22 protein-coding genes are annotated in these 25,596 nt (G+C 74.3%); 8 read left to right on the forward strand and 14 right to left on the reverse strand.

Annotation, left to right across the window (positions count from 1 at the left end):
* The first annotated feature begins 72 nt into the window (after positions 1 to 72).
* From BD833_RS01690 to msrB, 3 genes are read left to right on the forward strand one after another with little or no spacing between them, the layout of a single operon-like run.
* Positions 73 to 2,193: a histidine kinase gene (locus tag BD833_RS01690; protein WP_166531376.1), complete on the forward strand. Its 2,121-nt coding sequence runs from the start codon at positions 73 to 75 to the stop codon at positions 2,191 to 2,193.
* Complete coding sequence (locus tag BD833_RS01695) at positions 2,180 to 2,836, forward strand: response regulator transcription factor (RefSeq protein ID WP_166531377.1); 657 nt, start codon at positions 2,180 to 2,182, stop codon at positions 2,834 to 2,836. The genes BD833_RS01690 and BD833_RS01695 overlap by 14 nt, the downstream gene beginning before the upstream one ends.
* Positions 2,837 to 2,877: 41 nt before the next feature.
* The gene (msrB, locus tag BD833_RS01700) at positions 2,878 to 3,294 is read left to right on the forward strand and encodes a peptide-methionine (R)-S-oxide reductase MsrB (protein WP_166531378.1); all 417 of its coding nucleotides are present in this window, start codon (positions 2,878 to 2,880) and stop codon (positions 3,292 to 3,294) included.
* A gap of 147 nt (positions 3,295 to 3,441) precedes the next feature.
* Here msrB and hemQ read toward each other — a convergent pair whose 3' ends face one another.
* The 4 genes from hemQ to hemE form a co-directional block, all read right to left on the reverse strand.
* Complete coding sequence (gene hemQ / locus BD833_RS01705) at positions 3,442 to 4,161, reverse strand: hydrogen peroxide-dependent heme synthase (protein ID WP_166531379.1); 720 nt, start codon at positions 4,159 to 4,161, stop codon at positions 3,442 to 3,444.
* Between the two features lie 305 nt (positions 4,162 to 4,466).
* The gene (locus BD833_RS01710) at positions 4,467 to 5,441 is read right to left on the reverse strand and encodes a hypothetical protein (protein ID WP_166531380.1); all 975 of its coding nucleotides are present in this window, start codon (positions 5,439 to 5,441) and stop codon (positions 4,467 to 4,469) included.
* A gap of 58 nt (positions 5,442 to 5,499) precedes the next feature.
* A complete protein-coding gene (gene hemG / locus BD833_RS01715) occupies positions 5,500 to 6,897 on the reverse strand; it encodes a protoporphyrinogen oxidase (RefSeq protein WP_166531381.1) in 1,398 nt (465 codons plus the stop codon).
* A complete protein-coding gene (hemE, locus tag BD833_RS01720) occupies positions 6,894 to 7,940 on the reverse strand; it encodes a uroporphyrinogen decarboxylase (protein ID WP_208092281.1) in 1,047 nt (348 codons plus the stop codon). Before hemE ends, hemG begins: the two co-directional genes overlap by 4 nt.
* Before the next feature lie 104 nt (positions 7,941 to 8,044).
* Between hemE and BD833_RS01725 the strand changes: the two genes are divergently transcribed.
* Positions 8,045 to 8,671: a DUF3000 domain-containing protein gene (locus BD833_RS01725; RefSeq protein ID WP_166531382.1), complete on the forward strand. Its 627-nt coding sequence runs from the start codon at positions 8,045 to 8,047 to the stop codon at positions 8,669 to 8,671.
* A 150-nt stretch (positions 8,672 to 8,821) separates the two neighbouring features.
* Entirely contained in the window at positions 8,822 to 10,051 is a 1,230-nt protein-coding gene (locus tag BD833_RS01730) for an HRDC domain-containing protein (RefSeq protein ID WP_243737382.1), read from the forward strand.
* A 192-nt stretch (positions 10,052 to 10,243) separates the two neighbouring features.
* Here BD833_RS01730 and BD833_RS01735 read toward each other — a convergent pair whose 3' ends face one another.
* The 3 genes from BD833_RS01735 to BD833_RS01745 all read right to left on the reverse strand — a co-directional run bounded on the left by BD833_RS01735 (position 10,244) and on the right by BD833_RS01745 (position 13,583).
* Positions 10,244 to 11,530 carry a sugar ABC transporter permease gene (locus BD833_RS01735; RefSeq protein ID WP_166531383.1) on the reverse strand — a complete coding sequence of 429 codons (1,287 nt, stop codon included), beginning with the start codon at positions 11,528 to 11,530 and terminating at the stop codon, positions 10,244 to 10,246.
* Between the two features lie 10 nt (positions 11,531 to 11,540).
* On the reverse strand, positions 11,541 to 12,347 hold the full coding sequence (locus tag BD833_RS01740; protein ID WP_166531384.1) for an ATP-binding cassette domain-containing protein: 807 nt from the start codon (positions 12,345 to 12,347) through the stop codon (positions 11,541 to 11,543).
* A 144-nt stretch (positions 12,348 to 12,491) separates the two neighbouring features.
* On the reverse strand, positions 12,492 to 13,583 hold the full coding sequence (locus BD833_RS01745; RefSeq protein ID WP_208092282.1) for a sugar ABC transporter substrate-binding protein: 1,092 nt from the start codon (positions 13,581 to 13,583) through the stop codon (positions 12,492 to 12,494).
* Between the two features lie 218 nt (positions 13,584 to 13,801).
* On the opposite strand from BD833_RS01745, the gene BD833_RS01750 reads away from it, so the two are divergent.
* The 3 genes from BD833_RS01750 (at position 13,802) to BD833_RS01760 (ending at position 18,043) form a co-directional block, all read left to right on the forward strand.
* Positions 13,802 to 15,022, forward strand: a complete 1,221-nt coding sequence (locus BD833_RS01750; RefSeq protein ID WP_166531385.1) for a thiolase family protein — start codon at positions 13,802 to 13,804, stop codon at positions 15,020 to 15,022.
* Positions 15,019 to 17,121: a 3-hydroxyacyl-CoA dehydrogenase NAD-binding domain-containing protein gene (locus tag BD833_RS01755; protein ID WP_166531386.1), complete on the forward strand. Its 2,103-nt coding sequence runs from the start codon at positions 15,019 to 15,021 to the stop codon at positions 17,119 to 17,121. The genes BD833_RS01750 and BD833_RS01755 overlap by 4 nt, the downstream gene beginning before the upstream one ends.
* A gap of 241 nt (positions 17,122 to 17,362) precedes the next feature.
* Positions 17,363 to 18,043 (forward strand): hypothetical protein, encoded by a 681-nt coding sequence (locus tag BD833_RS01760; protein WP_166531387.1) that lies wholly within the window; start codon positions 17,363 to 17,365, stop codon positions 18,041 to 18,043.
* 329 nt (positions 18,044 to 18,372) lie between these two features.
* Here BD833_RS01760 and BD833_RS01765 read toward each other — a convergent pair whose 3' ends face one another.
* From BD833_RS01765 to BD833_RS01795, 7 genes are all read right to left on the reverse strand, one after another.
* Positions 18,373 to 18,657, reverse strand: a complete 285-nt coding sequence (locus BD833_RS01765; protein WP_166531388.1) for a thiamine-binding protein — start codon at positions 18,655 to 18,657, stop codon at positions 18,373 to 18,375.
* Positions 18,654 to 20,573: a 1-deoxy-D-xylulose-5-phosphate synthase gene (gene dxs / locus BD833_RS01770; RefSeq protein WP_166531389.1), complete on the reverse strand. Its 1,920-nt coding sequence runs from the start codon at positions 20,571 to 20,573 to the stop codon at positions 18,654 to 18,656. The genes BD833_RS01765 and dxs overlap by 4 nt, the downstream gene beginning before the upstream one ends.
* 107 nt (positions 20,574 to 20,680) lie before the next feature.
* Entirely contained in the window at positions 20,681 to 21,049 is a 369-nt protein-coding gene (locus BD833_RS01775; protein ID WP_166531390.1) for a hypothetical protein, read from the reverse strand.
* A gap of 67 nt (positions 21,050 to 21,116) precedes the next feature.
* Entirely contained in the window at positions 21,117 to 21,347 is a 231-nt protein-coding gene (locus BD833_RS01780) for a DUF4177 domain-containing protein (protein WP_166531391.1), read from the reverse strand.
* Positions 21,348 to 21,385: 38 nt separating this feature from the next.
* Positions 21,386 to 22,156, reverse strand: a complete 771-nt coding sequence (locus BD833_RS01785) for an SGNH/GDSL hydrolase family protein (RefSeq protein ID WP_166531392.1) — start codon at positions 22,154 to 22,156, stop codon at positions 21,386 to 21,388.
* Positions 22,157 to 22,265: 109 nt separating this feature from the next.
* Positions 22,266 to 23,543 carry a class I SAM-dependent RNA methyltransferase gene (locus BD833_RS01790; protein WP_166531393.1) on the reverse strand — a complete coding sequence of 426 codons (1,278 nt, stop codon included), beginning with the start codon at positions 23,541 to 23,543 and terminating at the stop codon, positions 22,266 to 22,268.
* Complete coding sequence (locus BD833_RS01795) at positions 23,536 to 25,578, reverse strand: APC family permease (RefSeq protein WP_166531394.1); 2,043 nt, start codon at positions 25,576 to 25,578, stop codon at positions 23,536 to 23,538. The genes BD833_RS01790 and BD833_RS01795 overlap by 8 nt, the downstream gene beginning before the upstream one ends.
* Positions 25,579 to 25,596 lie beyond the last annotated feature (18 nt).

The following is a 25,596-nucleotide window of genomic DNA, read 5'->3' on the forward strand; positions in this document are numbered from 1 at the left end:
CGGCCGGTGTCCCGGCCGATCCGGGACGCCGACCCCTGTCCACCGGGACGCCGACCCCGGCATGATCCGCGCGTGGACGTCGAGGAGCGCCGCGCACCGACGCCCCCGGCCGCCCCTCCCCGGTCCGCAGCGGAACGGCTGGGGCCGGTGCTCGGCTGGTCGGCGATGGTCGCCACCCTCGCCGCCGTGGCCGGCAGCGCCGCCCTCGACCTGGCCACCCCCGAGGCGGCTCGGATGGCCGCCGAGGCCGGCCCCGGGTGGGAGGTCGGGCTGCCCGGTCTGCTGCTCGCCGTCCCCGGCGCCCTCCTGCTGCACCGGGCGCCGCGCAACGCCGTCTCGTGGGTGGTCGCGGGCAGCGCCCTGTTCTGGGCGGCGGACGGGCTGGCGTCGTCCTGGCTGACGTACGCGGTGCAGAGCGATCCGCCGCTGGCGGGCGCCTCCGCCGCGTTCTGGTTCGTGTCGCGCTTCGGGGCGTGGCTGCTGCTCGGCCTGCCGCTGTTGCTGCTGCTCTACCCCGACGGCCGGCTTCCGGCGGGCCGGTGGCGCACCGTGTCGATCGCGAGCCTCGGCTGCGCGGCGGCCCTGCCGCTCCTGCTCCTGGTCACCCCCTCCGACATCGCCGACCGCCGGTCGCAGAACCCGGTGCCGGCGGTCTACCGATCCCTCGACCTCGACCCCACCAGCCTGCCGCTGCCCGAGGTCGTCCTCCTGCCGCTGCTGCAGGTGGCCTATCCGCTCGGCGCGCTCGGCATCCTCGGACCGCTGGCCGTCGTGGTCGACCGCCTGCGCGGAGCCACCGGCGACGATCGCCGGCGGATGCGCTGGCTGCTCTGGGCCGGGGTGGTCGATGCGCTGGTCATGCTCTCGGCGATCTTCTTCCCCAGCACCACCGTGAGCATCGACCTGGCGGTCGCCGTCGGCCTGACCGGTCTGGCCGTCACCGTCGGCATCCTGCGCCCCCGGGCGGTCGACATCGACCGGCTGCTGGGCGCCACCCTCGTCTACGGCGGCCTCGCGGTCGGCGTCGTCGTCCTCGACCTCGCGGTCCTCGCCGGGGCCGGCGCCCTGGTGGGCGACGCGTTCGGCCAGGACGACGCCACGCTGCTCACCCTCCTGCTGGTCGCCGCCGTCTACGTGCCGCTGCGGGCCCCGCTGTGGCGGCTGGTCCGGCGGTGGGTGCTCGGCGAGCGCGAGGACCCCTACCGCGTCGTCTCCGGGCTCGCCGAGCGGCTGGAGCTCTCCGACGACGCCGACGCCCAGCTCATGGCCGTCGCCGCCGCCGTGGCCGACGCGTTCCGCTCCCCGTACGTCGGCGTGGAGGTCGGGGCCGGCGACGGCGGCCGGCTGCTGGCCGAGCACGGCCGCCGCCCCGGCGCGGTGCAGACGCTGCCGATCACCTACCGGGGTGAGGAGGTCGGCCGGCTGCTCCTGCCGCGGGACGGCGCCCGCGCGCAGCTGCTCACCCGGGACGAGCGGCTGCTCGCCGACGTCGTCCGGCAGGCGGCGGCCGCCGCCCGGGCGAGCTCGCTCGCCGCCGAGCTCCAGGTGAGCCGGGAGCAGCTGGTGACCGCCCGCGAGGAGGAGCGCCGCCGGCTGCGGCGGGACCTGCACGACGGGCTGGGACCGACGCTCGGCGCCGTCGTCCTGCGGATCGACACCGCTCGCAACCTGGCCGGCTCCCGCCCGGAGGAGGCCGACCGGATCCTGCGGGCGGCCCGGGACGACGTCGCCGCCGCCCTCGGTGACGTCCGCCGCCTGGTGCACGACCTGCGGCCGCCGGCGCTGGACGACCTCGGCCTCGCCGGTGCGATCAGCCAGCAGGCCGAGCGGCTGCTCGCACCCCGGGTGGCGGTCGCCGTCACGGCGGCGCCCGGGACCGACGACCTGCCGGCCGCCGTCGAGGTGGCCGCCTACCGGATCGCCTCCGAGGCGCTGGCCAACGTGGCGAAGCACGCGCGGGCCCGGCACGTCACCGTCGCGCTGGACCGGGCCGGCGACGGCGCGCTGGTCGTGCAGATCGCCGACGACGGCGCCGGCATCGACCCGGCCGCGCCCGCGGGGGTCGGGCTGGTGTCGCTGCGCGAGCGGGCCGCGGAGCTGGGCGGCCGGTGCACGGTGGAGTGCCCCGCGACGGGCGGCACGGTGGTGCGGGCGGTCCTGCCCGCGGGAGGAGGGCCGGATGGGCGAGCCTGAGGAGCCGTTGCGGGTGCTGGTGGTCGACGACCACCCGGTGTACCGCGACGGCCTGGCGATGCTGCTCGGCTCCGTGCCCGGGCTGGTGGTCGTGGGCACGGCCGCCGACGGCGTCGACGCGGTCGCGCTGGCCCGGGAGGAGCAGCCCGACGTGGTGGTCATGGACGTGCAGATGCCGCGGCTGGACGGCATCGAGGCCACCCGCCGGATCACCACCGAGTCGCCGTCGGTGGGGGTGGTGGTGCTGACCATGAGCGAGGACGACGGCACCGTCTTCGCCGCCGTCCGGGCCGGGGCCCGCGGCTACCTGCTCAAGGGCGCCGACCAGGAGGAGGTCCTGCGCGCGGTGACCACGGTGGCGGGCGGCGGCGCGGTGTTCGGCGCAGCGCTGGCCCGGCGGATCGCCGAGTTCTTCGCGGCCGGGCCGGCCGGTCCCGGGACGGCCTTCCCGCAGCTGACCGCCCGGGAGCGCGAGGTGCTCGACCTGGTCGCGGCCGGCCGGTCGAACGCGCAGATCGCCGCGGCGCTCTACCTGTCGCCGAAGACCGTGCGCAACAACGTCTCCAACGTGCTGGCCAAGCTGCAGGTCACCGACCGGGCGCAGGCGATCGTGCGCGCCCGGGAGGCCGGCCTGGGGCGGTAGCGCCCGGGAATGGCGGTCCGGGACCGGTCGTTGACCCGGACATGACCACCTCCCCCCAGAAGCCCCAGGTCAGCAAGACCGACGAGGAGTGGCGGGCGCAGCTGTCGCCGGAGGAGTACGCGGTGCTCCGCCAGGCCGGCACCGAGCGGCCCTGGACCGGCGAGTACGTCGACACCAAGACCGTCGGCGTCTACGAGTGCCGGGCGTGCGGCGCCGAGCTGTTCCGCTCGGAGACCAAGTTCGACTCGCACTGCGGCTGGCCGTCGTTCTACGAGGCCTCCGCGGAGGACAACGTCCTGCTCCGCGAGGACCGCGGCTTCGGGATGGTCCGCACCGAGGTGCTGTGCGGCACCTGCCACAGCCACCTGGGCCACCTCTTCGACGACGCCCCGCAGACGCCCACCGGCGACCGCTACTGCATCAACTCGGTGAGCATCAAGCTCCAGCCCGCCGAGTAGGCGCGCATCACGCCTGAGGGCGGCTACCGATTCGTCGGTAGCCGCCCTCTGGCATGTCGGGGCGTCGCGCCCCGGCTCTGGGGGTCGTTCTCGCGCCTCCGGGGCCCTGCAGCATCCCGGGAGCGCGAGCAGCACCCCCGAAGTGCGTCAGGGCAGGTCGGCGACCAGCTCCGCGACCGGCTTGCGAGTGCCGGTGTAGAACGGCACCTCCTCGCGCACGTGCCGGCGGGCGCGGCTGGCCCGGAGGTCGCGCATCAGGTCGACGATGCGGTGCAGCTCGTCGGCCTCGAAGGCGAGCATCCACTCGTAGTCGCCGAGGCCGAACGAGGCGACCGTGTTGGCCCGCACGTCGGGGTAGGGCCGGGCCTGCATGCCGTGCTCCTTGAGCATGTCCCGCCGCTCCTCGTCGGGCAGCAGGTACCACTCGTAGGAGCGCACGAACGGGTAGACGCAGACGAAGCGGCGCGGCTCCTCGTCGGCCAGGAACGCCGGGATGTGGCTGCGGTTGAACTCCGCCGGCCGGTGCAGGGCCATCTGCGACCACACCGGCTCCAGCCGCCGGCCCAGCGCGGTGCGCCGCAGCCGGGTGTATGCCTCCTGCAGCGCCTCCGGCGTCTCGGCGTGCCACCAGACCATGAGGTCGGCGTCGGCCCGCAGACCGCTGACGTCGTAGGTGCCGCGGACGACGACGTCCTTGCCGGCCAGCTCCTCCACCAGCGCGGCGGCCTCGTCGGCGGCGGCGGTGCGCGACTCGTCGCCGAAGGGCCGGGCCAGCTTGAACACCGACCACATCGTGTAGCGGATGCTCGCGTTCAGCTCGTTCGCCCGCTTGCCGATGCTGCGTTCCTCGACCTGCTGCTCGCTCATGCGCCCATTGTCGCGCGCCCCCGGCGCCGGCCCGGAGCAGGGCCGGGCCGGGGGTGCGGCCGGCACCTGTTCCGGGCGCCGGCGGACCTCAGCCCGCGGCGGGGGTCGTGCTCGGCCGCCGCGACGGAGCGGGACGCGCGTCGCGGCAGTCGCCGCACGCGGCCATCCACACGTGGTGGCGCAGGCAGCGCGCGGGGCGGTTGCGGTCGGTGGAAATCGGTTGGGGGCGGTGCACTTCTCTCACTCCGGACCCAACGCCCGCAGCCCCTCGGGCATGCCGTGACCCGGGTCGCCCGCCCCGCCGCTCAGGCTGGCACGACCGCCAGCAGCGGCCGGCGGTTCCGGCCGGGCAGGCAGGCCAGCGCGGCCAGGGCCAGCGCGACGCCGTCCTCGAGCAGCGCCGCCCGGGTGTCGGGCATCCGCTCCCCCGCCCACCGCCGCCAGGCCAGGCCGCCGAACGAGCCGGCCAGCGTGCCGGCGACCCCCGCGGCCACAGGGAAGGCGCCATTCGCCCGGTCCCGCAGCGCCAGCCGCCACGCGCCCTCCGCACCGGCGAACAGCCGGGACACGAGGACGGCCGGCTCGGTGCGCGGCGGGATGCCCGGCTGCTTGTCGGCGACCACCTCGACCAGCACGCCGGCCGCCGCGAACACCTTCTTCACCGGGGACGTCCGGCCGACGGCGCCGCGGGTGGACGGCGCGGTCAGCACCGGTGCCGCGAAGCCGAGCGAGCTGCGGCTCCCGGCGGCCAGGCCGAGCAGCCCCGAGCGCAGCACCAGCCCCGCACGGGCCGGGATCCGCGGGGTCGCCCGCTCGCGCGGCGTGGGCACCGCCTCCAGCACCGCCTGCACCGCGGCGCCGTACGCCAGGTGGGGCACCACGTCGGCCGTCCAGTCGGCCGCCGACCAGGTGCGCGGGTCGTCGACGCCGAGCCCGGCGACCGTGCCGGTGGTGACCGCGTTCGACGCGGCACCGGCCAGCACGGCCCCGAGCGGCGCCGGGAAGCGCACGCCGAGGGACCGGACGACGCTGGCCGCGACCCCCACGCCCACGCCGTTGGCGACGCCGGCGAGCGCACCGAGCGCGGACCGGCGGGCCGCCCGTTCCCGACCGGAGCCGGGGATCGTCCACCCGGCGCGGGCGGCCAGGGCGTCGACGACGTCCTCGGGCACGCTGCTGGCCGGGCGTCCGCGGCGGGCCATGTCGAGGTGGTTGACGACGTTGAGCGCGACGGTGCCGGCCGCGCCGGCGGCCAGTCCACGCGCGAAGGACCCGGTCATGCCCCCGACCATGGTCACTGGGGCGCGCGGCGGCAAGCCGGGGCGACCGGCCGGCCGCTCACGCGAGGGCGTCGACCGCCCGGTGGGCGTCCCGGATGCAGGCCGGCACGCCGAGCCCCTCGAACGCGGCGCCCGCGACGGCCAGCCCGGGCACCCCGGCCACCGCGGCCCGGATCGCCGCCACCCGCTGCGGGTGGCCCACCTGGTACTGCGGCAGCCCGCCGCCCCAGCGGACCACCCGGGTGTCCAGCGGCTCCGGCCGGGACAGGCCGAGCAGGTCGGCGACGTCGGCCACCACGTCGGCGGCGAGCTCGCCGTCCGGGCGCTGCAGCTGAGCCTCGTCGCGGAAGCGGCCCACCGAGGAGCGCACCAGCAGCGCCTCCCCACCGGCCAGGTGCGGCCACTTGGCCGAGGACACCGTCACGCCCTTGACCAGCCGGCCGGTGACCGGGGGCACCAGCAGCCCCGAGCCGGCGGCGACGTCCTGCGCCGGGAACGCCATGGCGACGACGGCCATCGACGCGTACGGGATGCCCTGCAGCGGCTCGACGGCATCGGGGGCGACCTCGCCGAGCAGCCGCGCCGCCTTGCCCGCGGGCGCGGTGACGATGACCGCGTCGGCGGTGATCACGTGCGGCGCGGCGACCGGGCCGGCGGAGACCTCGAACCCGGTCGCGGTCCGGCGCAGCCCGTGCGCCGGGGTGCGCAGCCGGACGTCGGCCCGCGCCGCCTCCACCAGCGCCGCGGGCAGCGCGCCGAGCCCGGCGTCGACGGTGACGAAGACCGGGCCGTCGGCGTCCCCGCGGCTGCGGTTGCCGGCCTCGCGCGCGGCCGCGGCGGCGGCCAGCACAGAGCCGGCGCCGGGCAGCGCGGCGGCGAGCGCCGGCATCGTGGCGGTGAGCGACAGCTCGTCGGCCCGCCCCGCGTACACCCCGCCCAGCAGCGGCTCGACCAGCCGGTCGACGACCTCGTCGCCGAGCCGCTCGCGCAGCAGCCCGCCGACGGCGACGTCGCCATCGGCCGGCGACAGCGGGGGCAGCTCCGCCTCGGCGCGCACCCGGGCCACCCCGGCGGGGGTCAGGATCCCGTCGAGCCCCTCGGCCGAGGCCGGGACCCCCAGCACCGTGCCGGCCGGCAGGGGGTACCGGCCGTCGGGCAGCACCACCGACGCCTGCGTGGTGGCCGGCGCCACCAGCCGGTCGCCCCAGCCGAGCTGCTCCACCAGGCGCACCGCCTCCGGCACCCGCGCGAGCAGCGCCTCGGGGCCGGTGTCGTACCAGCTGCCCGCCAGCTCGATGCGGTGCAGCTTGCCGCCGATCCGGTCACCGGCCTCGAGGACGACGATCTCGTCGTCCGGCCGGCGCCGGCGCCACTCGACGGCGGCGGCCAGCCCGGTGATGCCGGCCCCGACGACGACCAGCCGGTTCGCCGGGGTGGGAGGGCGGGACGGAGTCATCGCGCCGTCAGCTCGTGCACCAGCGCGGCCACCCGGGTGAGCACGTCGGGATCGGTGTCGGGCAGCACCCCGTGGCCGAGGTTGAAGATGTGCCCGCGGGCCGCCTGCGCCTGCTGCACCACCCGCCGCACCTCCCGCTCGACGGTGTCCCGGTCGGCCAGCAGCACCGCGGGGTCGAGGTTGCCCTGCAGCGAGCGCCCCGGCCCGACCCGACGGGCCGCCTCGTCCAGCGGCACGCGCCAGTCGACGCCCACGACGTCCGCGCCGGCGTCGCCGATGAGCGGCAGCAGCTCGCCGGTGCCGACGCCGAAGTGGATCCGCGGCACGTCCCGCTCCCCCAGCCCGTCGAAGACCGCGCGCGAGTGCGGCAGCACCCGCTCGGCGTAGTCGGCCGCGGACAGCACGCCGGCCCAGGAGTCGAACAGCTGGACGGCCGAGGCGCCGGCGTCGACCTGGGCGCGCAGGAACGTCGCCGCCGACAGCGAGAGGCGCTCCAGCAGCCGCCCCCAGGCCTCCGGCTCGGCGTACATGAACGCCTTGGTGCGGGCGTGCTCCTTCGACGGGCCGCCCTCGATGAGGTAGGTGGCCAGGGTGAACGGGGCGCCCGCGAAGCCGATCAGCGGCGTCGGCCCGAGCTCGGCGACCAGCGCGCGCACCGCCGTCTCCAGGAAGGCCAGCTGCCCGGCGTCCAGGTCGGGCAGTGCGTCGACGTCCGCGACCGTCCGCACCGGGTTCGCCACCACCGGGCCGATGCCCGGCTTGATCTCGATGTCCACCCCCGCCACCACCAGCGGCAGCACGATGTCGGAGAAGAGGATCGCGGCGTCGACCTGGTGCCGTCGGACCGGCTGCAGGGTGATCTCGGTGACCAGGTCGGGGTCCTGGCAGGCCGCCAGCATCGCGGTGCCGGCGCGCAGTGCCCGGTACTCCGGCAGCGACCGGCCGGCCTGGCGCATGAACCACACGGGGGTCCGGGTCACCGGCAGACCACGTGCGGCGCGGACGAGATCGGAATCGGCCGGGGACGCGGCAGCGGGACTCACGACCGCCGATCCTCCCAGACCGCCCGCCCCGGGCTTCCCGCCGTGTCCCCGGGGGTGCGGCGCGTCGGCGCCGGTGCGCTCGTTCCCGGCCTACCCTGCGAGACGTGGAGCCGCGCGACCTGGCCGATGCCAGGGACCAGAGCAGGGAGGCCGACGCCGTCCCGGCGGAGTTCCGTGCTGCCCTGGAGTCGCTGGCGGCGGTGCGCGTGCGGCCGGAGATCGAGCTCGGCCTCATCCCGGCACCGCAGCGGCTCGCGCCGTTCGCCCACGCGCTCGGCGCCCGGGTCACCGACCCCGAGGGCGACGACGAGGACGAGATCGCCAGCGCGCGCTTCATCGTGCTGTTCGACCCGGCGGGGCACGAGGCCTGGCACGGCACAACCCGCTGCGTGGGCTACCTCTCCGCCGAGACCGACGAGGAACTGGTCGACGACGCGATGTTCTCCGAGGTGGCCTGGAGCTGGCTCACCGACGCGCTGAGCGAGTCCGGCGCCGGGCACCACAGCGTCGGGGGCACGGTCACCCGCACCGCCTCCACCCGGTTCGGCGACCTGGCCGGCCCCGAGCACTCGGTGGACGTGGAGATCCGGGCTTCCTGGACCGCCGAGGACACCGACCTCGCCCGGCACCTGCTCGCCTGGCTCGACGTCCTCGGCAACGCCGCGGGCCTGCCGCCGCCGGGAGTGCGGCTGCTGGGTCCCTCTGACCGGGTGGGTAGTGAGACTCTCTAACATCGACCTGGCACGGCGGGCGCCCGCCCGCTGAGCCGGTGTTCCTCGTCGAGGTTCCCGCGGCGGACCCGCGGGGCGCCGGTGGACGAGGACCGGCGAGAAGGTGGACGGCAACTGAGCACCGAGCCCACTCCCCAGCCCGCGGAGCGCGTGGCCCCGGACGGGGCCACCGACCCGGCTCCGGAAGCGACCCCCCTGCTCGCACCGCGCGACGGCCTCCCCCCGGTCATCGAGACCTCGACCCAGCTGGTCGAGTACGCCGCGGCGCTCCGCGAGGGCACCGGGCCGGTCGCCGTCGACGCCGAGCGCGCCTCCGGCTACCGGTACGGCCAGCGCGCCTACCTCGTGCAGCTGCGGCGTCACGGCGCGGGCAGCGGTCTGGTCGACCCGGTCCCGCTGCCCGACCTCTCGGTCATCCAGGACGCGATCGCCGACACCGAGTGGGTGCTGCACGCGGCCAACCAGGACCTGCCCTGCCTCGCCGAGATCGGGCTGGTCCCCGCGCGCATCTTCGACACCGAGCTCGCCGCCCGGCTCGCCGGCCTTCCCCGCGTCGGCCTGGGCGCCGTCGTCGAGTCGCTGCTCGGCTACTCGCTGGTCAAGGGGCACTCGGCCGCCGACTGGAGCACCCGCCCGCTGCCCGAGGAGTGGCTGGTCTACGCCGCCCTGGACGTCGAGGTGCTCGTCGACCTCCGGGACGCGCTGGCCGCGATCCTCGAGGAGCAGGGCAAGACCGAGTGGGCGCGGCAGGAGTTCGAGGCGATCCTCGCCGCCGGCCCGCCGCCGCCGAGGCAGGACCCGTGGCGCCGGGTGTCAGGGGTGCACAACCTGCGCAGCCGCCGCCAGCTGGGCATGCTCCGGGCGATCTGGGAGGCCCGCGACGAGCTGGCCCGCCGGCGCGACATCGCCCCCGGCCGGGTGCTGCCCGACTCGGCGATGGTCGCCGCCGTCCAGGCCGATCCGAAGAACGAGGGCTCGCTGCTCGAGCTGCCGGTCTTCCGCGGCCGGGCCAACCGGCGCCTGGTGGCGCACTGGTTCACCGCACTGGCCCGCGGCAAGGCGCTCCCCGAGGCGGAGCTGCCGCTGCACAGCAAGCCGGGGGACGGCCCGCCGCCGGCGAACCGCTGGGCCGACCGCGACCCCGCCGCCGCCACCCGCCTGCAGGCCGCCCGCGCCGGGCTCGCCGAGATCTCGGCGAAGCACGAGTCGATGCCGGTGGAGAACATCCTCTCCCCCGACCTGGTGCGCCGGATCATGTGGAGCCCGCCCGAACCGCGGGATCCCGCCGCGGTGGCCGCGGCGCTGCGCGCCGGTGGTGCGCGCGAGTGGCAGGTGGAGCTCACCACCGACCTGCTCACCGACGCGATCACCCGCGCCTGACCCCCCTGGGCATAGGAAGCTTTACCTGCGTAACGAGCCCCTAGGACGTAGGTAGAGCTTCCTATGCCCATCCCTGCGCCGGGGCCTGGCGGGGGCATACCAACGACGACGCCGGCGCCCTCCCGAGGAGGACGCCGGCGTCGGCGTGGTCACCTGCCGCCCGCCGGCCTGGAGCGCGGCGGGCGGCAGGGGTCAGCGGCGGGCCGTGGCGGCCCGTCGGCGGGCGAGCGCGTCCACGCTCGCGGCCAGCAGCAGGACGCCGCCGGTGATGATGAAGTTCAGGTACGCCGCGACACCCAGCAGGCCGAGCCCGTTGTTGATGATCGCGATGACCAGACCACCCAGGACGGCGTCCCTGGCCTTGCCCCGGCCGCCGAAGAGGCTGGTGCCACCGATGACGGCCGCGCCGACCGCGTACAGCAGGGTGTTGCCCGCACCCGCGTCGGGCGTCACCGAGCTCAGCCGGGACGTCGCCAGGATGCCGCTGATCGCGGCGAGGCTGGACGAGATCATGAACGCGGCGACCCGGATCCGGGTGACGTTGATGCCGGCCCGGCGGGCGGCCTCGGCGTTGCCACCGACGGCGTAGACGTGCCGCCCGAACGCGGTCCGGGCGAGCACGAAGGTGGCCACCAGCAGCAGCACCACGACCAGCGGCACCGCGTACGGGATGCCGGCCAGGTCGATCGCGGCCGCGAGCGCGCGGTCGACGCTGAGGATGGCGGTCACGCCGAAGACCACCGCGGCGATCAGGACGACGCGGGCCACCACGAGCGCGAGCGGCTGGTGGGCCAGGCCGCGGGACTTCAGCGACCGCCAGCGCCACAGCTCGAAGGCCGCGTACGCCACCGCGACGACCGCCGCCAGCACCCAGCCCAGGGTGACCGGCACGTTCTCGTTGGCCAGTGCGCGGATGACCGGCTCGCGCACGGGCACGGTGCCGCCCTGCCCGATGATCCGCAGGGTGACCCCCTGGAAGCCGAGGAAGAGGGCCAGGGTGACCACGAACGAGGGGATGCCGATGATCCCGACCAGGGTGCCGGTGAACACGCCGATCACCGCACCGGTGGCGATGGCGGCCAGCACCGCGATCGGCCAGGAGACGCCGACCTGGACCAGCAGCTGGGCCAGCACGGCGGAGCAGACGCCGCTGATCACGCCCGCGGACAGATCGATCTCGCCCAGCAGCAGGACGAAGACCAGGCCCATCGCCAGCACGATGATCGGCGTGGCCTGGACCAGCAGGTTCGAGAGGTTCAGCGGCGTCAGGAAGGTATCGGGCCGGAGGACCGTGAAGAAGATCCCCAGGACGATGATGCCGAGGATGGCCGGCAGCGCGCCCAGGTCACCGGCCCGCAGCTTGTTCAGGTAGCCGCGGACGGCGCCGCCCACGGTGTTGTCCTGGCGATCGCCCTCGAAGCCCGCGGCCGGCTTGTGCGGCCCGCTCGCCTCGGCGGCGGTCAGGGTGTTGCTCGACATGGAAGTCCTCTCAGTCCTCGAGCGCGTCGGGCGCGAGCCCCAGCTCGCCGGAGCGGCCGGAGGTGATCAGCTCGATGATCTGCGTGCGGTCGACGTCGGAGATGGGGACGTCCGCGGCCACCCGGCCGAGGTAGAGCGCGGCCACGCGGTCGGCCACCTCGAAGACGTCCACCATGTTGTGGGTGATGAAGACGACGGCGTGGCCGGTGTCGGCGAGCCGCCGCACCAGGTCCAGCACCTGCCGGGTCTGGGCCACGCCCAGAGCCGCGGTCGGCTCGTCGAGGATGACCAGCTTGGACTCCCAGAGGACCGCCTTGGCGATCGCGACCGTCTGCCGCTGACCACCGGAGAGGCTGGAGACCAGCTGGCGCACCGACTTCAGGGTGCGCACCGACAGCTTGGCCAGCGTGTCCCGCGCGGCCTCCTCCATCGACGCCTCGTCCAGGACGATGCCCTGCTTGCGCTCGCGGCCGAGGAACATGTTCTGGACGACGTCGAGGTTGTCGGCGAGCGCGAGGTCCTGGTAGACGACCTCGATGCCCAGCCGGGCGGCGTCGCGGGGCCCGTTCAGCTGGACCGGCTTCCCCTCGAACTCCACCGTGCCGGAGTCGATCGGGTGGATGCCGGCGATGGACTTGATCAGGGTGCTCTTGCCGGCGCCGTTGTCACCGACGAGCGCGGTGACCTTGCCGGGGTAGACGTCGAGGTGGACGTCGTGCAGGACCTGGACGGCCCCGAAGCTCTTGTTGACCCCCCGCAGGCTGAGCGTGGGGCGCTCGAGGGCCGGGGGGGTCGTGCTCTCAACGGGTGCGGACACCGCTGCGTCCTTCCTGCAGGGGATCGGCCCGGGTGGGCCGTGGTGTGACGGAGTGGCGCCCGGCGGGCCCCGGGAGGCCCGGGACCCGCCGGGCGGGGAGCACGCGACCGGGGCACCCGCGTTCGGGTGCCCCGGCCGGATGCCTCAGGAGATGCCGAGCTCGGTGCAGGCCGCGGCGTACTCACCGGTGCAGACGTCGGCGGCGGTCTGGTAGCCGTCGTCGATGACCTGCTTGACGTTCTCGCGGGTGATCGAGACCGGGTCCAGCAGGACCGACGGCACCTCACGGTCGCCCTCGACGTCCTCGACCGAGCCGTCGACCTGCGGCTCCTCGCCGTTGACCAGCGCCACCGCGAGCTCGGCCAGGGCGTTGGCCTCCTCCTCGATCGGCTTGTAGACCGTCATGCACTGGTTGCCGGCGAGGATGTTCTGCAGGCCCTCGACCGTGGCGTCCTGACCGGTGACGGGCACCTGGCCGGCCGCGTTGTTGCGGCCGAGGATCGAGACGACCGCGTTGGCCAGGCCGTCGTTGGCGGCCACCACGCCCTGGATGTCGCCACCGGCCTGGGTGTACATCTGCTCGAAGATGGTGGCGGCCTGCTGGTTGTCCCACTCGGGCACGGACTGCTCGGCGACCTGGGTGTACTGGGTCATCGGGTCGAGGACCTCGTGCGCACCCTCCGAGAAGAGGGTGGCGTTGTTGTCGTCGGGCGAGCCGTTGAGGAACGCGATGTTCGCGGCCTCGTCACCCAGGCAGTCGGCCAGGCCCTGGCCCTGCAGACGGCCGACCTCGGTGTTGTCGAAGGAGACGTAGTAGTCGCTCTCGCCGCCGAGGGTGAGCCGGTCGTAGTCGATCGTCTGCACGCCCTGCTGCTCGGCCTGCTGCTGGATCGCCGCACCGGAGGCCGAGTCGAGGTTCGTGATCGCCAGGACGGTGACGCCCTCGGTGATCATCTGCTCCGCGATGGTCGCCATCCGCTGCTTGTCGCCCTGGGCGTTGTCGATCTCGTACTCGACGCCGGCCTCCTCGAAGGCCGCCTCGAGCAGCGGGCGGTCCGCGGACTCCCAGCGGGCCGAGGAGGCGGTGTCGGGGAGGATCACGCCGATCTTGCCGGCAGCAGCCTCGCCGCCGCCGGCCTCGCCGCCGCCGTTGCCGCTGTCGTCGCCACCGCACGCGGCCAGGCCGAAGACCATGGCCGCTGCGATCGCCGTCGTCACAGTGCGCCGTCGCGCCATGAGAGGGACCTCTATTCGTTGGGGTTACAGATAAATTCCGGCGGGTCATCTTGCGCGCCGGTCGCTTGTGACCGCAAGCACACCCCCTGGCCGTTGCCGGACCGTGATCCGGAACCCCCTCGAACGGGGGGTCGTGCCGCGCTTGGTCGACCGGTTACCGGCGGGTAACTTATACCCACCGGCCCTGCCGGGCCGGTTCCACGTCCTGCGGAGGTCCTGTGTCATTCCAAGAGCGCCGGCCGCGCGCCCTGCGCGAGGTCGTCTTCGTCGACGGCGTGCGCACCCCGTTCGGCAAGGCGGGCCCTGCGGGCATCTACGCCGAGACGCGCGCCGACGACCTGGTCGTCCGCTGCATCCGCGAGCTGCTGCGCCGCAACCCGGCGCTGCCGGCCGACCGCGTCGACGAGGTGGCCATCGCCGCCACCACCCAGATCGGCGACCAGGGGCTCACCCTGGGCCGGACCGCCGCGCTCCTCGCCGGGCTGCCGAAGACGGTGCCCGGCTACTCCATCGACCGCATGTGCGCCGGCGCCATGACCGCGGTGACCACCACCGCGTCGGGCATCGCCTTCGGCGCCTACGACGTCGCCATCGCCGGCGGCGTCGAGCACATGGGCAACCACCCGATGGGCGAAGGCGTCGACCCCAACCCGCGGATCATCAGCGAGAAGCTGGTCGACCCCTCCGCCCTGGTCATGGGCTCCACCGCGGAGAACCTGCACGACCGGTTCCCGCACCTGACCAAGGAGCGCGCCGACGCGTTCGCGCTGGCCAGCCAGCAGAAGTACGCCAAGGCCGTCGCCAACGGGCAGATCGGCCCGGAGCTGGTGACCATGGCGACCCGCTCGGCCGAGCACGGCTGGGGCGTCGCGACCGTCGACGAGCCGCCGCGGCCGCAGACCACCCTCGAGGGCCTGGGCACGCTGAAGACGCCGTTCCGCCCGCACGGGCACGTGACCGCCGGCAACGCCGCCGGTCTCAACGACGGCGCGACCACCTGCCTGCTCGCCGCCGAGGACGTCGCCGAGGAGCTCGGGCTGGACGTCGGCATGCGCCTGGTCGGCTACGGCTTCGTGGGCGTCGAGCCCGAGGTCATGGGCATCGGCCCGGTCCCCTCGACCGAGCGCGCGCTGTCCCGCACCGGCCTGACCATCGACGACATCGGCCTGTTCGAGCTGAACGAGGCCTTCGCCATCCAGGTGCTCGCCTTCCTCGACCACTTCGGCATCGCCGACGACGACGAGCGGGTCAACCCGTGGGGCGGCGCCATCGCCGTCGGCCACCCGCTGGCGTCCTCCGGCGTCCGCCTGATGACGCAGCTGTCGCGGCAGTTCGCCGAGCGCCCCGATGTCCGCTACGGCCTGACCGCCATGTGCGTGGGCCTCGGCATGGGCGCCACCGTCATCTGGGAGAACCCCCGCTGGGAGGGCAACAAGTGAGCAGTACTCACGGCACCGCGGTGTTCGAGAACGAGGTCGTGACTCGGGCCTTGGTCCGGTACCTGAGCTTCCCCGGCCTGTCGGGCGAGTTCGCGCTGATCACCATCGACAACGGGCACGACCACACCCGGCCGTCGACGTTCGGCCCCGGCGGGCTCGCCTCGCTGGACGCCGCCCTGGACGAGATCGCCGCCCACTCCCCCGCCCCCGCCGCCATCGGTGTCACCGGGAAGCCGTTCATCTTCGCCGTGGGCGCGGACCTCTCCGGAGTTCCGTCGGTGACCGATGCCGCCGCGGCCCGCCAGATCGCCGAGACCGGCCACCGGGTGTTCCGGCGGCTCAAGGACTCCGGGGTCCCGACGTTCGCCTTCGTCAACGGCGTCGCGCTCGGCGGCGGCCTGGAGCTGGCGCTGCACTGCCATTACCGGACCATCAGCGCCGGCGCGGCCGTCGCCTTCCCCGAGGCCTTCCTCGGGCTGGTGCCCGGCTGGGGCGGGACGCAGCTGCTGCCGAACCTGATCGGCATCGACGCCGCCGTCACGGTGATCGTCGAGAACGCGCTGGCCCAGAACAAGATGACGCCGGCGCCGAAGGCGGCGAAGCTCGGCCTCGCCGACGCGCTGTTCGAGCCCGCCGACTTCCTGGAGCGCTCGCTCGAGTGGGCCGCCGGTGTGCTCGGCGGCTCGGTGGCGGTCTCCCGCCCGGAGGTCGACCGCTCCGGCTGGGACGAGGCCATCGCCCGGGCCCGCGGCGTCGTCGCCGCCCGCACCCGCAACGCCTCCCCCGGCGCCGTGCGCTCGGTGGACCTGCTCGAGCTCGCCCGAGCCGGCGTGGACGGAGAGGCGTTCACCACCGGCACCGCCGCCGAGGACGACGCGCTCACCGAGCTGCTGATGAGCGATCCACTGCGGGCCTCGCTCTACTCCTTCGACCTGGTGAACAAGCGGGCCAAGCGGCCCGCCGGCGCACCGGACACGTCGCTGGCCCGCAAGGTCACCAAGGTCGGCGTCGTGGGCGCCGGGCTCATGGCCTCGCAGCTGGCGATGCTGTTCGTGCGGCAGCTGAAGGTGCCGGTCGTGCTGACCGACATCGACCAGGCGCGCGTGGACAAGGGCGTCGCCTACGTGCACGGCGAGCTGGACAAGCTGGCGCAGCGCGGGCGGCTGAACCCCGACAAGCTCAACCAGCTCAAGGGCCTGGTCACCGGCTCGCTGTCCAAGGACGTCTTCGCCGACGCCGACCTCGTCATCGAGGCGGTGTTCGAGGAGATGTCGGTCAAGCAGCAGGTGTTCGCCGAGGTCGAGGCGATCGTCTCGCCCGAGTGCGTGCTGGCGACCAACACCTCGGCGCTGTCGGTGACCGAGATGGCCGCCAAGCTCGATCACCCCGAGCGCGTGGTCGGGCTGCACTTCTTCAACCCGGTCGCCGTCCTCCCGCTGCTGGAGGTCGTGCGCGCCGAGCAGACCGACGACGCGACGCTGGCCACCGCGTTCGCCGTCGGCAAGGCGCTGAAGAAGAGCTGCGTGCTCGTCGCCGACGCCCCGGCGTTCGTGGTCAACCGGCTGCTCACCCGCTTCCTGGGCGAGGTCACCGCGGCCGTGGAGCAGGGCACCCCGGTGGAGGTGGCCGAGCGCGCGCTCGACCCGCTGGGCCTGCCCATGACGCCGTTCGAGCTGCTCTCGCTCGTCGGCCCCGCCGTCGCGCTGCACGTGGCCGAGCGCATGCACGAGGCGTTCCCCGACCGGTTCGCCGTCGGCGAGGGTCTGCGGAAGGTGGTCGAGCTGGGCAAGGCGAGCGTGTTCTCCGAGCCCGGCGTGGTGGACCCCGAGCTCGTGGACGCCTTCGCCGGCGACTCCCCGCTCACCGGGCAGCAGGTGCACGACCGGGCGGTCGAGGCGCTGGCGCAGGAGGTCCGGCTGATGCTGGACGAGGGCGTCGTGCAGGCGGTGCAGGACATCGACCTGGCCATGATCCTCGGCGCAGGGTGGCCGTTCTGGCTGGGCGGCATCTCCGCCTACCTGGACCGCACCGGCGTCTCGGAGCGGGTCACCGGTTCCCGGTTCCTGCCCCAGGGCGTGGCCTCCCTGCCCACCCGCTGATGATCCGGTGACCTGATCGTTCCGGGTCCTGGCTCACCGTCGACGGTGAGCCAGGACCCCGCACGGTGAGCCAGGACGACGGCCCCGCACCTCGACTAGGCGGCGCAGGCCGTTCGCCGCTGAACGAGGAATTCGCGGCGAGCGCTACAGGCAGCAGCTCAGCGTAGGCGGCGCCTGCCTAGGCGTTGGACTGTGAGGGCCGCCGGTGTCTTAACCTTCCGATGCTGCGCCGGAACCGCCGGTGAGCCAGGCGGTGACGTCGCTGGGAAGGTACTGCGAGATGGCCCTTACCGTCCTGCTACAGGCGGCCGCTGAAGACCCATCGACGACCGATCCCTTGGCGCGCGTTCTTGCGATCGCCGCCATTGGCATCTCGTTGCTTGCTCTCGTCCTAAAGCTTCTTGACTACCGACGCGGTGGCAGAGTGGAAAAGGCAGCTGCAGCCGCCGAGCAGCGTCGCGTCGAGGCCGAGCTAGCAGCCGGCGCACGGGTCAGGTTGGAGCTCATCCAGTGGTTCGACACGGGCGCCGGCGCAACAGAAGTCTCTTACGACGGATACCACGTACCGGGCGCCCCGTTCAGCTTGCAGCTGGCGAAGGACACCATCGCCAACGGGCCACCGAGCTACATCGGTGTTGTCGCCCGCAATTCGGGGCGAGCGAGCATTGAGGTCCGTCATGTCCGGCTGGAAGCCCGGCGCGAAGGCGGCCAGATTGCCAGCCGATCGGGGCCGCTGTACGGAGATCCTCTTCCAGGCACGGTGGACGGTCTCTCGTCTCGTCGTTGGGGCCTCGACCTGGTCACCATGGAAACGATTACCGGCAGCCTGGGGAAGGTGGACCTGCAGTTCGCGGCTGACCTCGGCGATGGCACCACTGTCCGAAGCGATCCCTTCAACTTCGACGTGCGACCGGGCCGCTAGTCGTGGCACGACTGCACGTCGGTGGCCGCTGGGCGGCGGTTGCCGCATCGGGGAAGGCAAGATGTCGCAAAGGCGGCCATTCCAGTCGAACCGGTCCAAGCCGGTCGGCCCGACGTTCCGATGCAACTCGGACGCCGTCGCCCGGGTATCCCTGCCCCGCGAGCTGGGGCTGGGAACAAGTTCGACGGTCTGCCACATGGTGACGTGCGAGGACGCATGAGCGCGACGGTGGATGGCGTGAGACGACCGGACTAGCGCGATGCCGGGCAGCCGCAGGACGGGCCAGGCTCAGCCGATACCTGACTGGCCCAGCGTCCCGATCAGGGGCGTCAGCGGAACTTGCTGGTGAGGCTGTCCATCGTGCGGTTCACCGAGGCCACCTTGATGTGCGAGAGCCCGGCCGAGGCGCCGGCGGCCAGCATCGCCTCGTGCGCGGCGCGCAGCGTCGCCCACACCTCGTCGGCCCCGCCCTCCAGCGTGGTGCCCAGCGCGCCCACCTCGTAGCGCAGCCCCGACGCCTGGATGACGGCGATCGCCGCCTCCACGTGGGCGTGCGGGTTCTCGTCGGTGCCGGGCGGGGACGGCGCCACCTGGATCTCGGCGATCACGGTCACCGCCGGCCCCCCTCGACGGGCTCGACGACGGCGGTCTCGCCGCGCTCGCCGACCTTGGCCGCCCACTCGGCGATGCGCCGCGCGACGTCCTGCTCGGTGAGGCCGACGTCGGCGAGCACCTGCCCGCGGCTGCCGTGCTCGAAGAACTGCTGCGGCAGCCCGACCGTGCGCACCGGCACGTCGCAGTCCCGGTCCTGCAGCTCCCGGGTGAGCGTGGTGCCCACTCCCCCGGCCCGGCCGCCGTCCTCGACGGTGACCACCAGCCGGTAGCCGGCGGCCATCCCGACGAGCTCCCCGGCCACCGGCAGCACCCACCGCGGGTCGACGACGGTCACCTCGATCCCGTGGTCGGCAGCGCGCTCGGCGACCGCCAGGCACAGCGGCACCATCGATCCGACGGCGACCAGCAGGACGTCGTCCTTGTCGCCACGGCGCAGCACGTCGACCGGACCGCGCCGCTCCAGCGCCGGGATGTCCGGCGGCAGCACACCCTTGGGGAACCGGATGACCGACGGCGCGTCGGAGATGTCGACGGCCTCGTGCAGCGCCTCCCGCAGCGTGGACTCGTCGCGGGGCGCGGCCAGGTGCAGGCCGGGCACCACCGAGAGGATCGACATGTCCCACATGCCGTTGTGCGAGGCGCCGTCCTCACCGGTCACGCCGGCCCGGTCCAGGACGACGGTGACCGGCTGGCGGTGCAGCGCGACGTCCATGAGCAGCTGGTCGAACGCGCGGTTGAGGAACGTGGAGTAGACGGCGACCACCGGGTGCATGCCGGCCATCGCCAGCCCGGCCGCGGAGGTGAGCGCGTGCTGCTCGGCGATCCCGACGTCGAAGGTGCGCTCGGGGAACCGCTCCGCGAAGGGGGCCAGACCCGTCGGGTGCAGCATCGCCGCGGTGATGGCCACGACGTCGGGGCGCTCGGCGCCCACGCGCACCAGCTCGTCGGCGAAGGCGTCGGTCCAGGCCAGCCCGGTCTTGCGGACGCTGGTCCCGCTGTCGGGGTCGAAGACGCCGGTGGCGTGCCAGGCGTCGATCTGGTCGGTCTCGGCCGGCGGGTAGCCGAAGCCCTTGGTGGTGACGGCGTGCACGATCACCGGGCCGCCGAAGGAGCGGGCCCGCCGGAGCGCGGACTCCATGGCCCGGACGTCGTGACCGTCGACCGGGCCGACGTACTTCATGCCGAGGTCCTCGAACATGCCCTGCGGCGACAGGACGTCCTTGAGGCCCTTCTTGATGGCGTGCAGGGCGTCGTACAGCGCCGAGCCCACGACCGGGGCCCTGTGCAGCGCCTGGCGCACCTGGAGCAGGGCGTTCTCGTAGCCGGGCCGCAGCCGCAGGGTGGCCAGCGCGTCGGCGACGCCGCCGATGGTCGGCGAGTAGGAGCGGCCGTTGTCGTTGACCACGATGACGACCGGCCGGTCCTGCGCCGCGGCGATGTTGTTCAGCGCCTCCCAGGCCATGCCGCCGGTGAGCGCGCCGTCGCCGATGACGGCGACGACGGGACGCGAGTCACCGCGGATGGCGAAGGCCTTGGCCAGCCCGTCGGCGTAGGACAGCGACGTCGAGGCGTGGCTGTTCTCCACCCAGTCGTGCTCGCTCTCGGCCCGGCTGGGATAGCCGGAGAGCCCACCCCGCTGGCGCAGCCGCTCGAAGCCCTCGACCCGGCCGGTGAGCATCTTGTGCACGTAGGACTGGTGGCCGGTGTCGAAGACGATCGGCTCGCGCGGGGAGTCGAAGACACGGTGCAGCGCGATGGTCAGCTCGACGCAGCCGAGGTTGGGGCCCAGGTGCCCGCCCGTGCGGGCCACGCTGGTGACCAGGGCATCACGGATCTCCGCCGCGAGAGCGGGGAGCTGGTCGGCGGGCAGGGCGCGCAGGGCCTCGGGACCCTGGAGCGATCGCAGGAGCGGCACGGCTCGGCGGTGTCCTCTCGATTGGGCGGCAGCTGCTCGGCAGCCGCCGACCCACTGTAACTGCGGTTTCGCGGGACTTCCGGTCGAGCGGGTGCCCCGGATGCACCTCACAGCCGCGGCACCCACCGCTCGCCGCGCAACGCGCCCGCCACCACCTCCACCCCGCGGGCGGCCGCGGCCAGCCGGGCACCCTCGCGCTCGTAGGCCGTCATCGCGGCCTCCAGGGCGTCGGCGGGCAGCTGGTCGGCCAGCTCGACGCGCAGCGTCCGCCACCCCCGGCGGGCCGCCTCCAGCCCGGCGGCGACGTGGTCGCCGGCGAAGCGGGCCAGCAGCACCGGGTACCGGCGGAGCACCTCGTGCGCGCGGTAGTCGGGCGGGACGAGGTCGAACAGCCACGCCACGGCGGTGCGCTCCCAGTCCGGCGCCCCCGGGGGCCGGACCTCCTCCGGCCATCCCGGCGGCACGGTCGCATCCACCCCACCAGTCTGCCGCACCTGTCGAACATGCGTTCGACGACGTGCCGCACACGCCGGCCGGGCTAGCTCAGGAGGCGACCTGCCGCTTCAGCCAGAACTGCTCGAAGCCCCAGCTGCCGGCGCCGCTGGAGTGGTAGCTGACCAGCTCCCACCCCTCGCCGCCGAGCTTGTTGAGCACCGAGCTGGTGTCGCCCTGCTGTCGTTCCGACTGACCACCGGGGAGCTTCACGCTCACTCCGGCTCGCTGCGACTCGGCGTCGTTGGCGGTGATGACCGAGGCGTACTCCCACGTGGGCACCCCTGAACCGTAGCCGAGGCGCCGCAGGCCGCCGCCGCTCAGTGCTCGGCGAGGTCGCGCAGCAGCTCCGCCAGGCGGTCGGCGATGAGCCGGTGACCGGCGTCGTTGGGGTGGATCGGGTCGAACCAGATGGTCGGGTCGGCCGGGTCGGTCCAGTTCTGCGCCGCCACGTCCACGAACCGGAGCCCGGCGGCGTCGGCCGCGGCCTCGATGTCGTCGTTGATGTCGTCGATCGTCCCGGCCGGCGTCCCCGGGTTGTAGGACGCCCCGAGCACGAGGACCCGGGTGTCGGCGTCCTTCTGGGCGGCCAGGCGGGCCAGCGTGTCCCGGGCGGCCGGCGCCAGCGCCCCCGGTTCCCCGATGCGCTCGTTGAGGCTGCCCTGCACGACGATCACGTCGCTGCCGGTGGCCAGGGCCTGGCCGATGCGCTCGGCGTAGGTGCTGCCCGCGCCGCCGCCCCCGACGAGGGTGTAGCCGCTGCCGCCCACGCCCAGCACGTCGTAGTCCCACCCCAGGGCCTCCCCGGTCAGCTCGGGGTAGCCGTGCCGGTCGGAGGCGCCGTAGCCCGCGGTCCAGGAGTCCCCGAGGAAGACCACCGACGACGGTTCCTGCCGCTCCTGCTCGACCGCCGGCGGCCGCTCGGTGACCGCCGGGGTCTGCGCCGCGGTCACCGGCGACTGCGCGGTGACCGACTGCACCTCCGGCCCGGCTCCGGGATCCGCCGCGATCGCGGTCCCGACCAGCACCGCTCCGCCGGCACCGACCGCGACCACCGCCCACCAGCGCGCCCGCCGCCGCTCCGTCCTCATGCCCACGACGGTAAGCCGGTCACCCGGCGTCCACTCACCCCACCCGGCACGGCGCGCCGACGCCCCGCTGCCCGGCACCGGGTGGACCGCGCCACGTCGGGCGCAGCGGTCAGGACCGGGCCTCGGCCGGGACCAGCAGCGCCACGCACTCCACGTGCGCGGTCATCGGGAAGGCGTCGTACGCGCGGACGGCGGCCGGCCGGTAGCCGGCCTCGGCGAAGGCGGCGACGTCCCGGCCCAGGGCGGCCGGGTCGCAGGCCACGTAGACGACGGCCCGGGCGCCGGTGCCCGCCAGCAGCCGGCTGACCGCCCGGCCGGCGCCGGCGCGCGGCGGGTCGAGGACGACGACCTCGGGCGCCGGACCGAGCTCGACGAGCAGCTCCGCCAGCCCTTCGGCGTCCACGTCGCCCTGCCAGACCTCGGCCTGCGGCAGGGCGGCGAGGTTCGCGTCGGCGGCCGCGCACGCCGCGGGGTCGGACTCCACGCAGATCACCCGGCCGTGCTCCCCGGCGGCGGGGGCGAGGGCGCCGCCGAACAGGCCTGCGCCGGCGTAGAGGTCCAGGACGGTCTCGCCCGGCCGCACGGCGGCGAGCTCCGCGACGGCCCCGACGAGCGCGTCCGCGGCGGCGGGGTGCACCTGCCAGAAGCCGGTGCCCTCCACCTCCCAGTCCCGGCCCGCGGCCCGCCGTCCGGCCCGCCCGGCCGGCTCCTGCGGCGTCGTCCGCCCGGCCGGGAGCACCTCGGTGCGCTGCGGCCGGCCGCGGCGGTCCAGCCGGGTGGTGGTCACCGCGCCCGCCGAGTCGACGGACACGTCGACGGCCCCGGCGCCGGACCAGCGCCGCGAGAGCACCGCCCGTGCCGCCGGTTCCACCGTGATCGGGCAGTCGTCCAGCACGACCAGGTCGTGCGAGCGGTGCCGCCGCAGGCCGGCCGCGCCGGTCCGGTCGACGGCGAACCGGGCGCGCGACCGCCACCGGAGGGGACCGCCGGGCAGCGCTTCCACGACCAGGTCCGCCACCACCGGGTCGCCGGCGTCCAGCCCGCCCAGGCGCACCAGCTGCTCGCGCACGACCGCGGCCTTGAGCCGGCGCTGCTCCGCGGGGTCGACGTGCTGCCAGTCGCAGCCACCGCACTTCCCCGGGCCGCTGTACGGGCAGGGTCGCTCGACCCGGGCGGGCGCGGCCTCGAGCACCTCGACGGCGTCGGCGCGGCAGAAGCCGCGGTGCCGGTCCTCGGTCACCCGGACCCGCACCCGCTCCCCCGGCAGCGTGTGCCGCACGAAGACGACCCGGCCCTCGTGCCGGGCCACGCAGTGCCCGCCGTGCGCGACCGGCCCGACCTCGACCTCGAACTCGCGGCCGAGCCACCCGAGGCCCTGCTCAGCCATAGGGCGACGCCTCGGGCTGGTCGTCGGTGATCCCGCGCCGCAGGTCCCCCGGCGCGGGGCCGCCCCGGCGGCCGTCGCCGTCGTCGTGCCCGACCGAGCTCTCCAGCTGCCAGGGCACGGTCGTGATCATCACCCCGGGCTGGAACTGCAGGCGGGCCCGCAGGCGCAGCGCGCTCTGGTTGTGCAGCGCGTTCTCCCACCAGTGGCCGACCACGTACTGCGGCACGAACACCACGACCAGCTCCCGGGGGCTGTCCCGCCGGATGCCCTTCACGAAGTCGACGACCGGGCGGGTGATCTCCCGGTACGGCGACTCCAGCACGGTCAGCGGCACGGGGATGTCGAAGCGCTCCCAGTCGGCCTGCAGGTGCCGGGTGTCGGCATCGTCGACGTTCACCGTGAGCGCGGTGAGCTGGTCGGGGCGGGTGGCCCGGGCGAAGGACAGCGCCCGCAGCGTCGGCTTGTGCACCTTGGAGACCAGGACGACGGCGTGCACCTTGCTCGGCAGGGTGCGGGCGTCGGTGTCGGGGACCAGCTGCGCGGAGACGTGCGAGTAGTGCCGGTTGATCCCGCGCATCAGGACGAACAGGATCGGCATCGCGACCAGCACCAGCCAGGCGCCGTGGGTGAACTTCGTGGTCACGATGATCACGAGCACGACCGTGGTCAGCGAGCCGCCGACGGTGTTGATGATCTGCGACCGGCGCATGCGACGGCGGTCGGCCGGGTCGTGGCTGGCGCGCATCTCGCGGTTCCAGTGCCGCACCATGCCCCACTGCCCGATGGTGAAGCTGGTGAAGACGCCGATGATGTAGAGCTGGATCAGCCGGGTGACGTCGGCGTCGAAGGCGACGATGAGCAGCACGGCGAACCCGGCCAGCAGCAGGATGCCGTTGCTGAAGACCAGCTTGTCCCCGCGGGTGTGCAGCTGGCGGGGCATGAAGCGGTCCTGGGCCAGCACCGAGCCCAGCAGCGGGAAGCCGTTGAACGCGGTGTTGGCCGCCAGGATCAGGACCAGCGCCGTGGCGGCCTGGATGTAGAAGAAGCCGACGGAGCCGTCGCCGCCGAACACGGCCGCCGCGAGCTGCGCGATGACCGTGCGCTGCGGCTCGGTCTCGCAGTTCGCGAACCCCTCGAGGTCGCAGGGGTGCTCGACGTACTTGACGTCGGCCAGCAGGGCCAGGGCCGTCACGCCCGCGAACATGCTGGCCGCGATGCCGCCCATGAGCGCCAGCGTCGAGGCGGCGTTCCGGCTCTTCGGCGGCCTGAACGCCGGCACCCCGTTGGCGATGGCCTCCACCCCGGTCAGCGCGGTGCAGCCGGAGGCAAAGGCCCGGAGCGCGAAGAACAGCAGCGCCAGGCCCGCCATGTTCTCGTAGCCGGGCTCGGGGGTGACCGTGTACTGCGAGGTCTCCGCGACCAGGCGCTCGTCGGTGAAGAACCACCGGATGAGCCCGGTGACGATCATGACCCCGATCCCGGTGATGAACAGGTAGGTCGGGGCGGCGAAGGCCTTGCCCGATTCCCGCAGACCACGCAGGTTCGCGGCCGCCAGCAGCGCCACCAGGCCGATGGCGATGGCCACCCGGTGCTCGTTCAGCGACGGGAACGCCGAGATGATGTTGTCCGTGCCCGCCGACACCGACACGGCGACGGTCAGGACGTAGTCGACCAGCAGCGCGCTGGCGACCACCAGCGCCGCGAACTGCCCGTGGTTCTTCATGGCGACCTCGTAGTCACCACCCCCCGACGGGTAGGCGCGCACCACCTGCCGGTAGCTGAGGACGACGGTGACGAGCAGCAGCACGACCCCGACGGCCAGCCACGGGGCCAGGTACAGGAACGCCGTCCCCGCGAGGGTCAGGACGATCAGGATCTCCTGGGTGGCGTAGGCCACCGAGGACAGCGGGTCGCTGGCGAAGATGGGCAGCGCGTAGCGCTTGGGCAGCAGCGACTCGCCGAGCCGGTCACTGCGGACGGCTCGGCCGAGGACCAGCCTCTTCGGGAGATGGCCGAGGTCGGACAGCGTTGGCACGGCGCGATGGTACGGACG

The sequence above is a fragment of the Blastococcus xanthinilyticus genome (assembly GCF_008124835.1).
Taxonomy (GTDB): Bacteria; Actinomycetota; Actinomycetes; order Mycobacteriales; family Geodermatophilaceae; genus Blastococcus; species Blastococcus xanthinilyticus.

Coding starts and splice junctions, on each gene's coding strand:
- BD833_RS01695 (WP_166531377.1), top strand. CDS start 2,180: ATGGGCGAGCCTGAGGAGCCGTTGCGGGTGCTGGTGGTCGACGACCAC.
- msrB (WP_166531378.1), top strand. CDS start 2,878: ATGACCACCTCCCCCCAGAAGCCCCAGGTCAGCAAGACCGACGAGGAG.
- hemQ (WP_166531379.1), bottom strand. CDS start 4,161: ATGAGCGAGCAGCAGGTCGAGGAACGCAGCATCGGCAAGCGGGCGAAC.
- BD833_RS01710 (WP_166531380.1), bottom strand. CDS start 5,441: ATGACCGGGTCCTTCGCGCGTGGACTGGCCGCCGGCGCGGCCGGCACC.
- hemG (WP_166531381.1), bottom strand. CDS start 6,897: ATGACTCCGTCCCGCCCTCCCACCCCGGCGAACCGGCTGGTCGTCGTC.
- BD833_RS01735 (WP_166531383.1), bottom strand. CDS start 11,530: ATGTCGAGCAACACCCTGACCGCCGCCGAGGCGAGCGGGCCGCACAAG.
- BD833_RS01745 (WP_208092282.1), bottom strand. CDS start 13,583: ATGGCGCGACGGCGCACTGTGACGACGGCGATCGCAGCGGCCATGGTC.
- BD833_RS01785 (WP_166531392.1), bottom strand. CDS start 22,156: ATGAGGACGGAGCGGCGGCGGGCGCGCTGGTGGGCGGTGGTCGCGGTC.
- BD833_RS01790 (WP_166531393.1), bottom strand. CDS start 23,543: ATGGCTGAGCAGGGCCTCGGGTGGCTCGGCCGCGAGTTCGAGGTCGAG.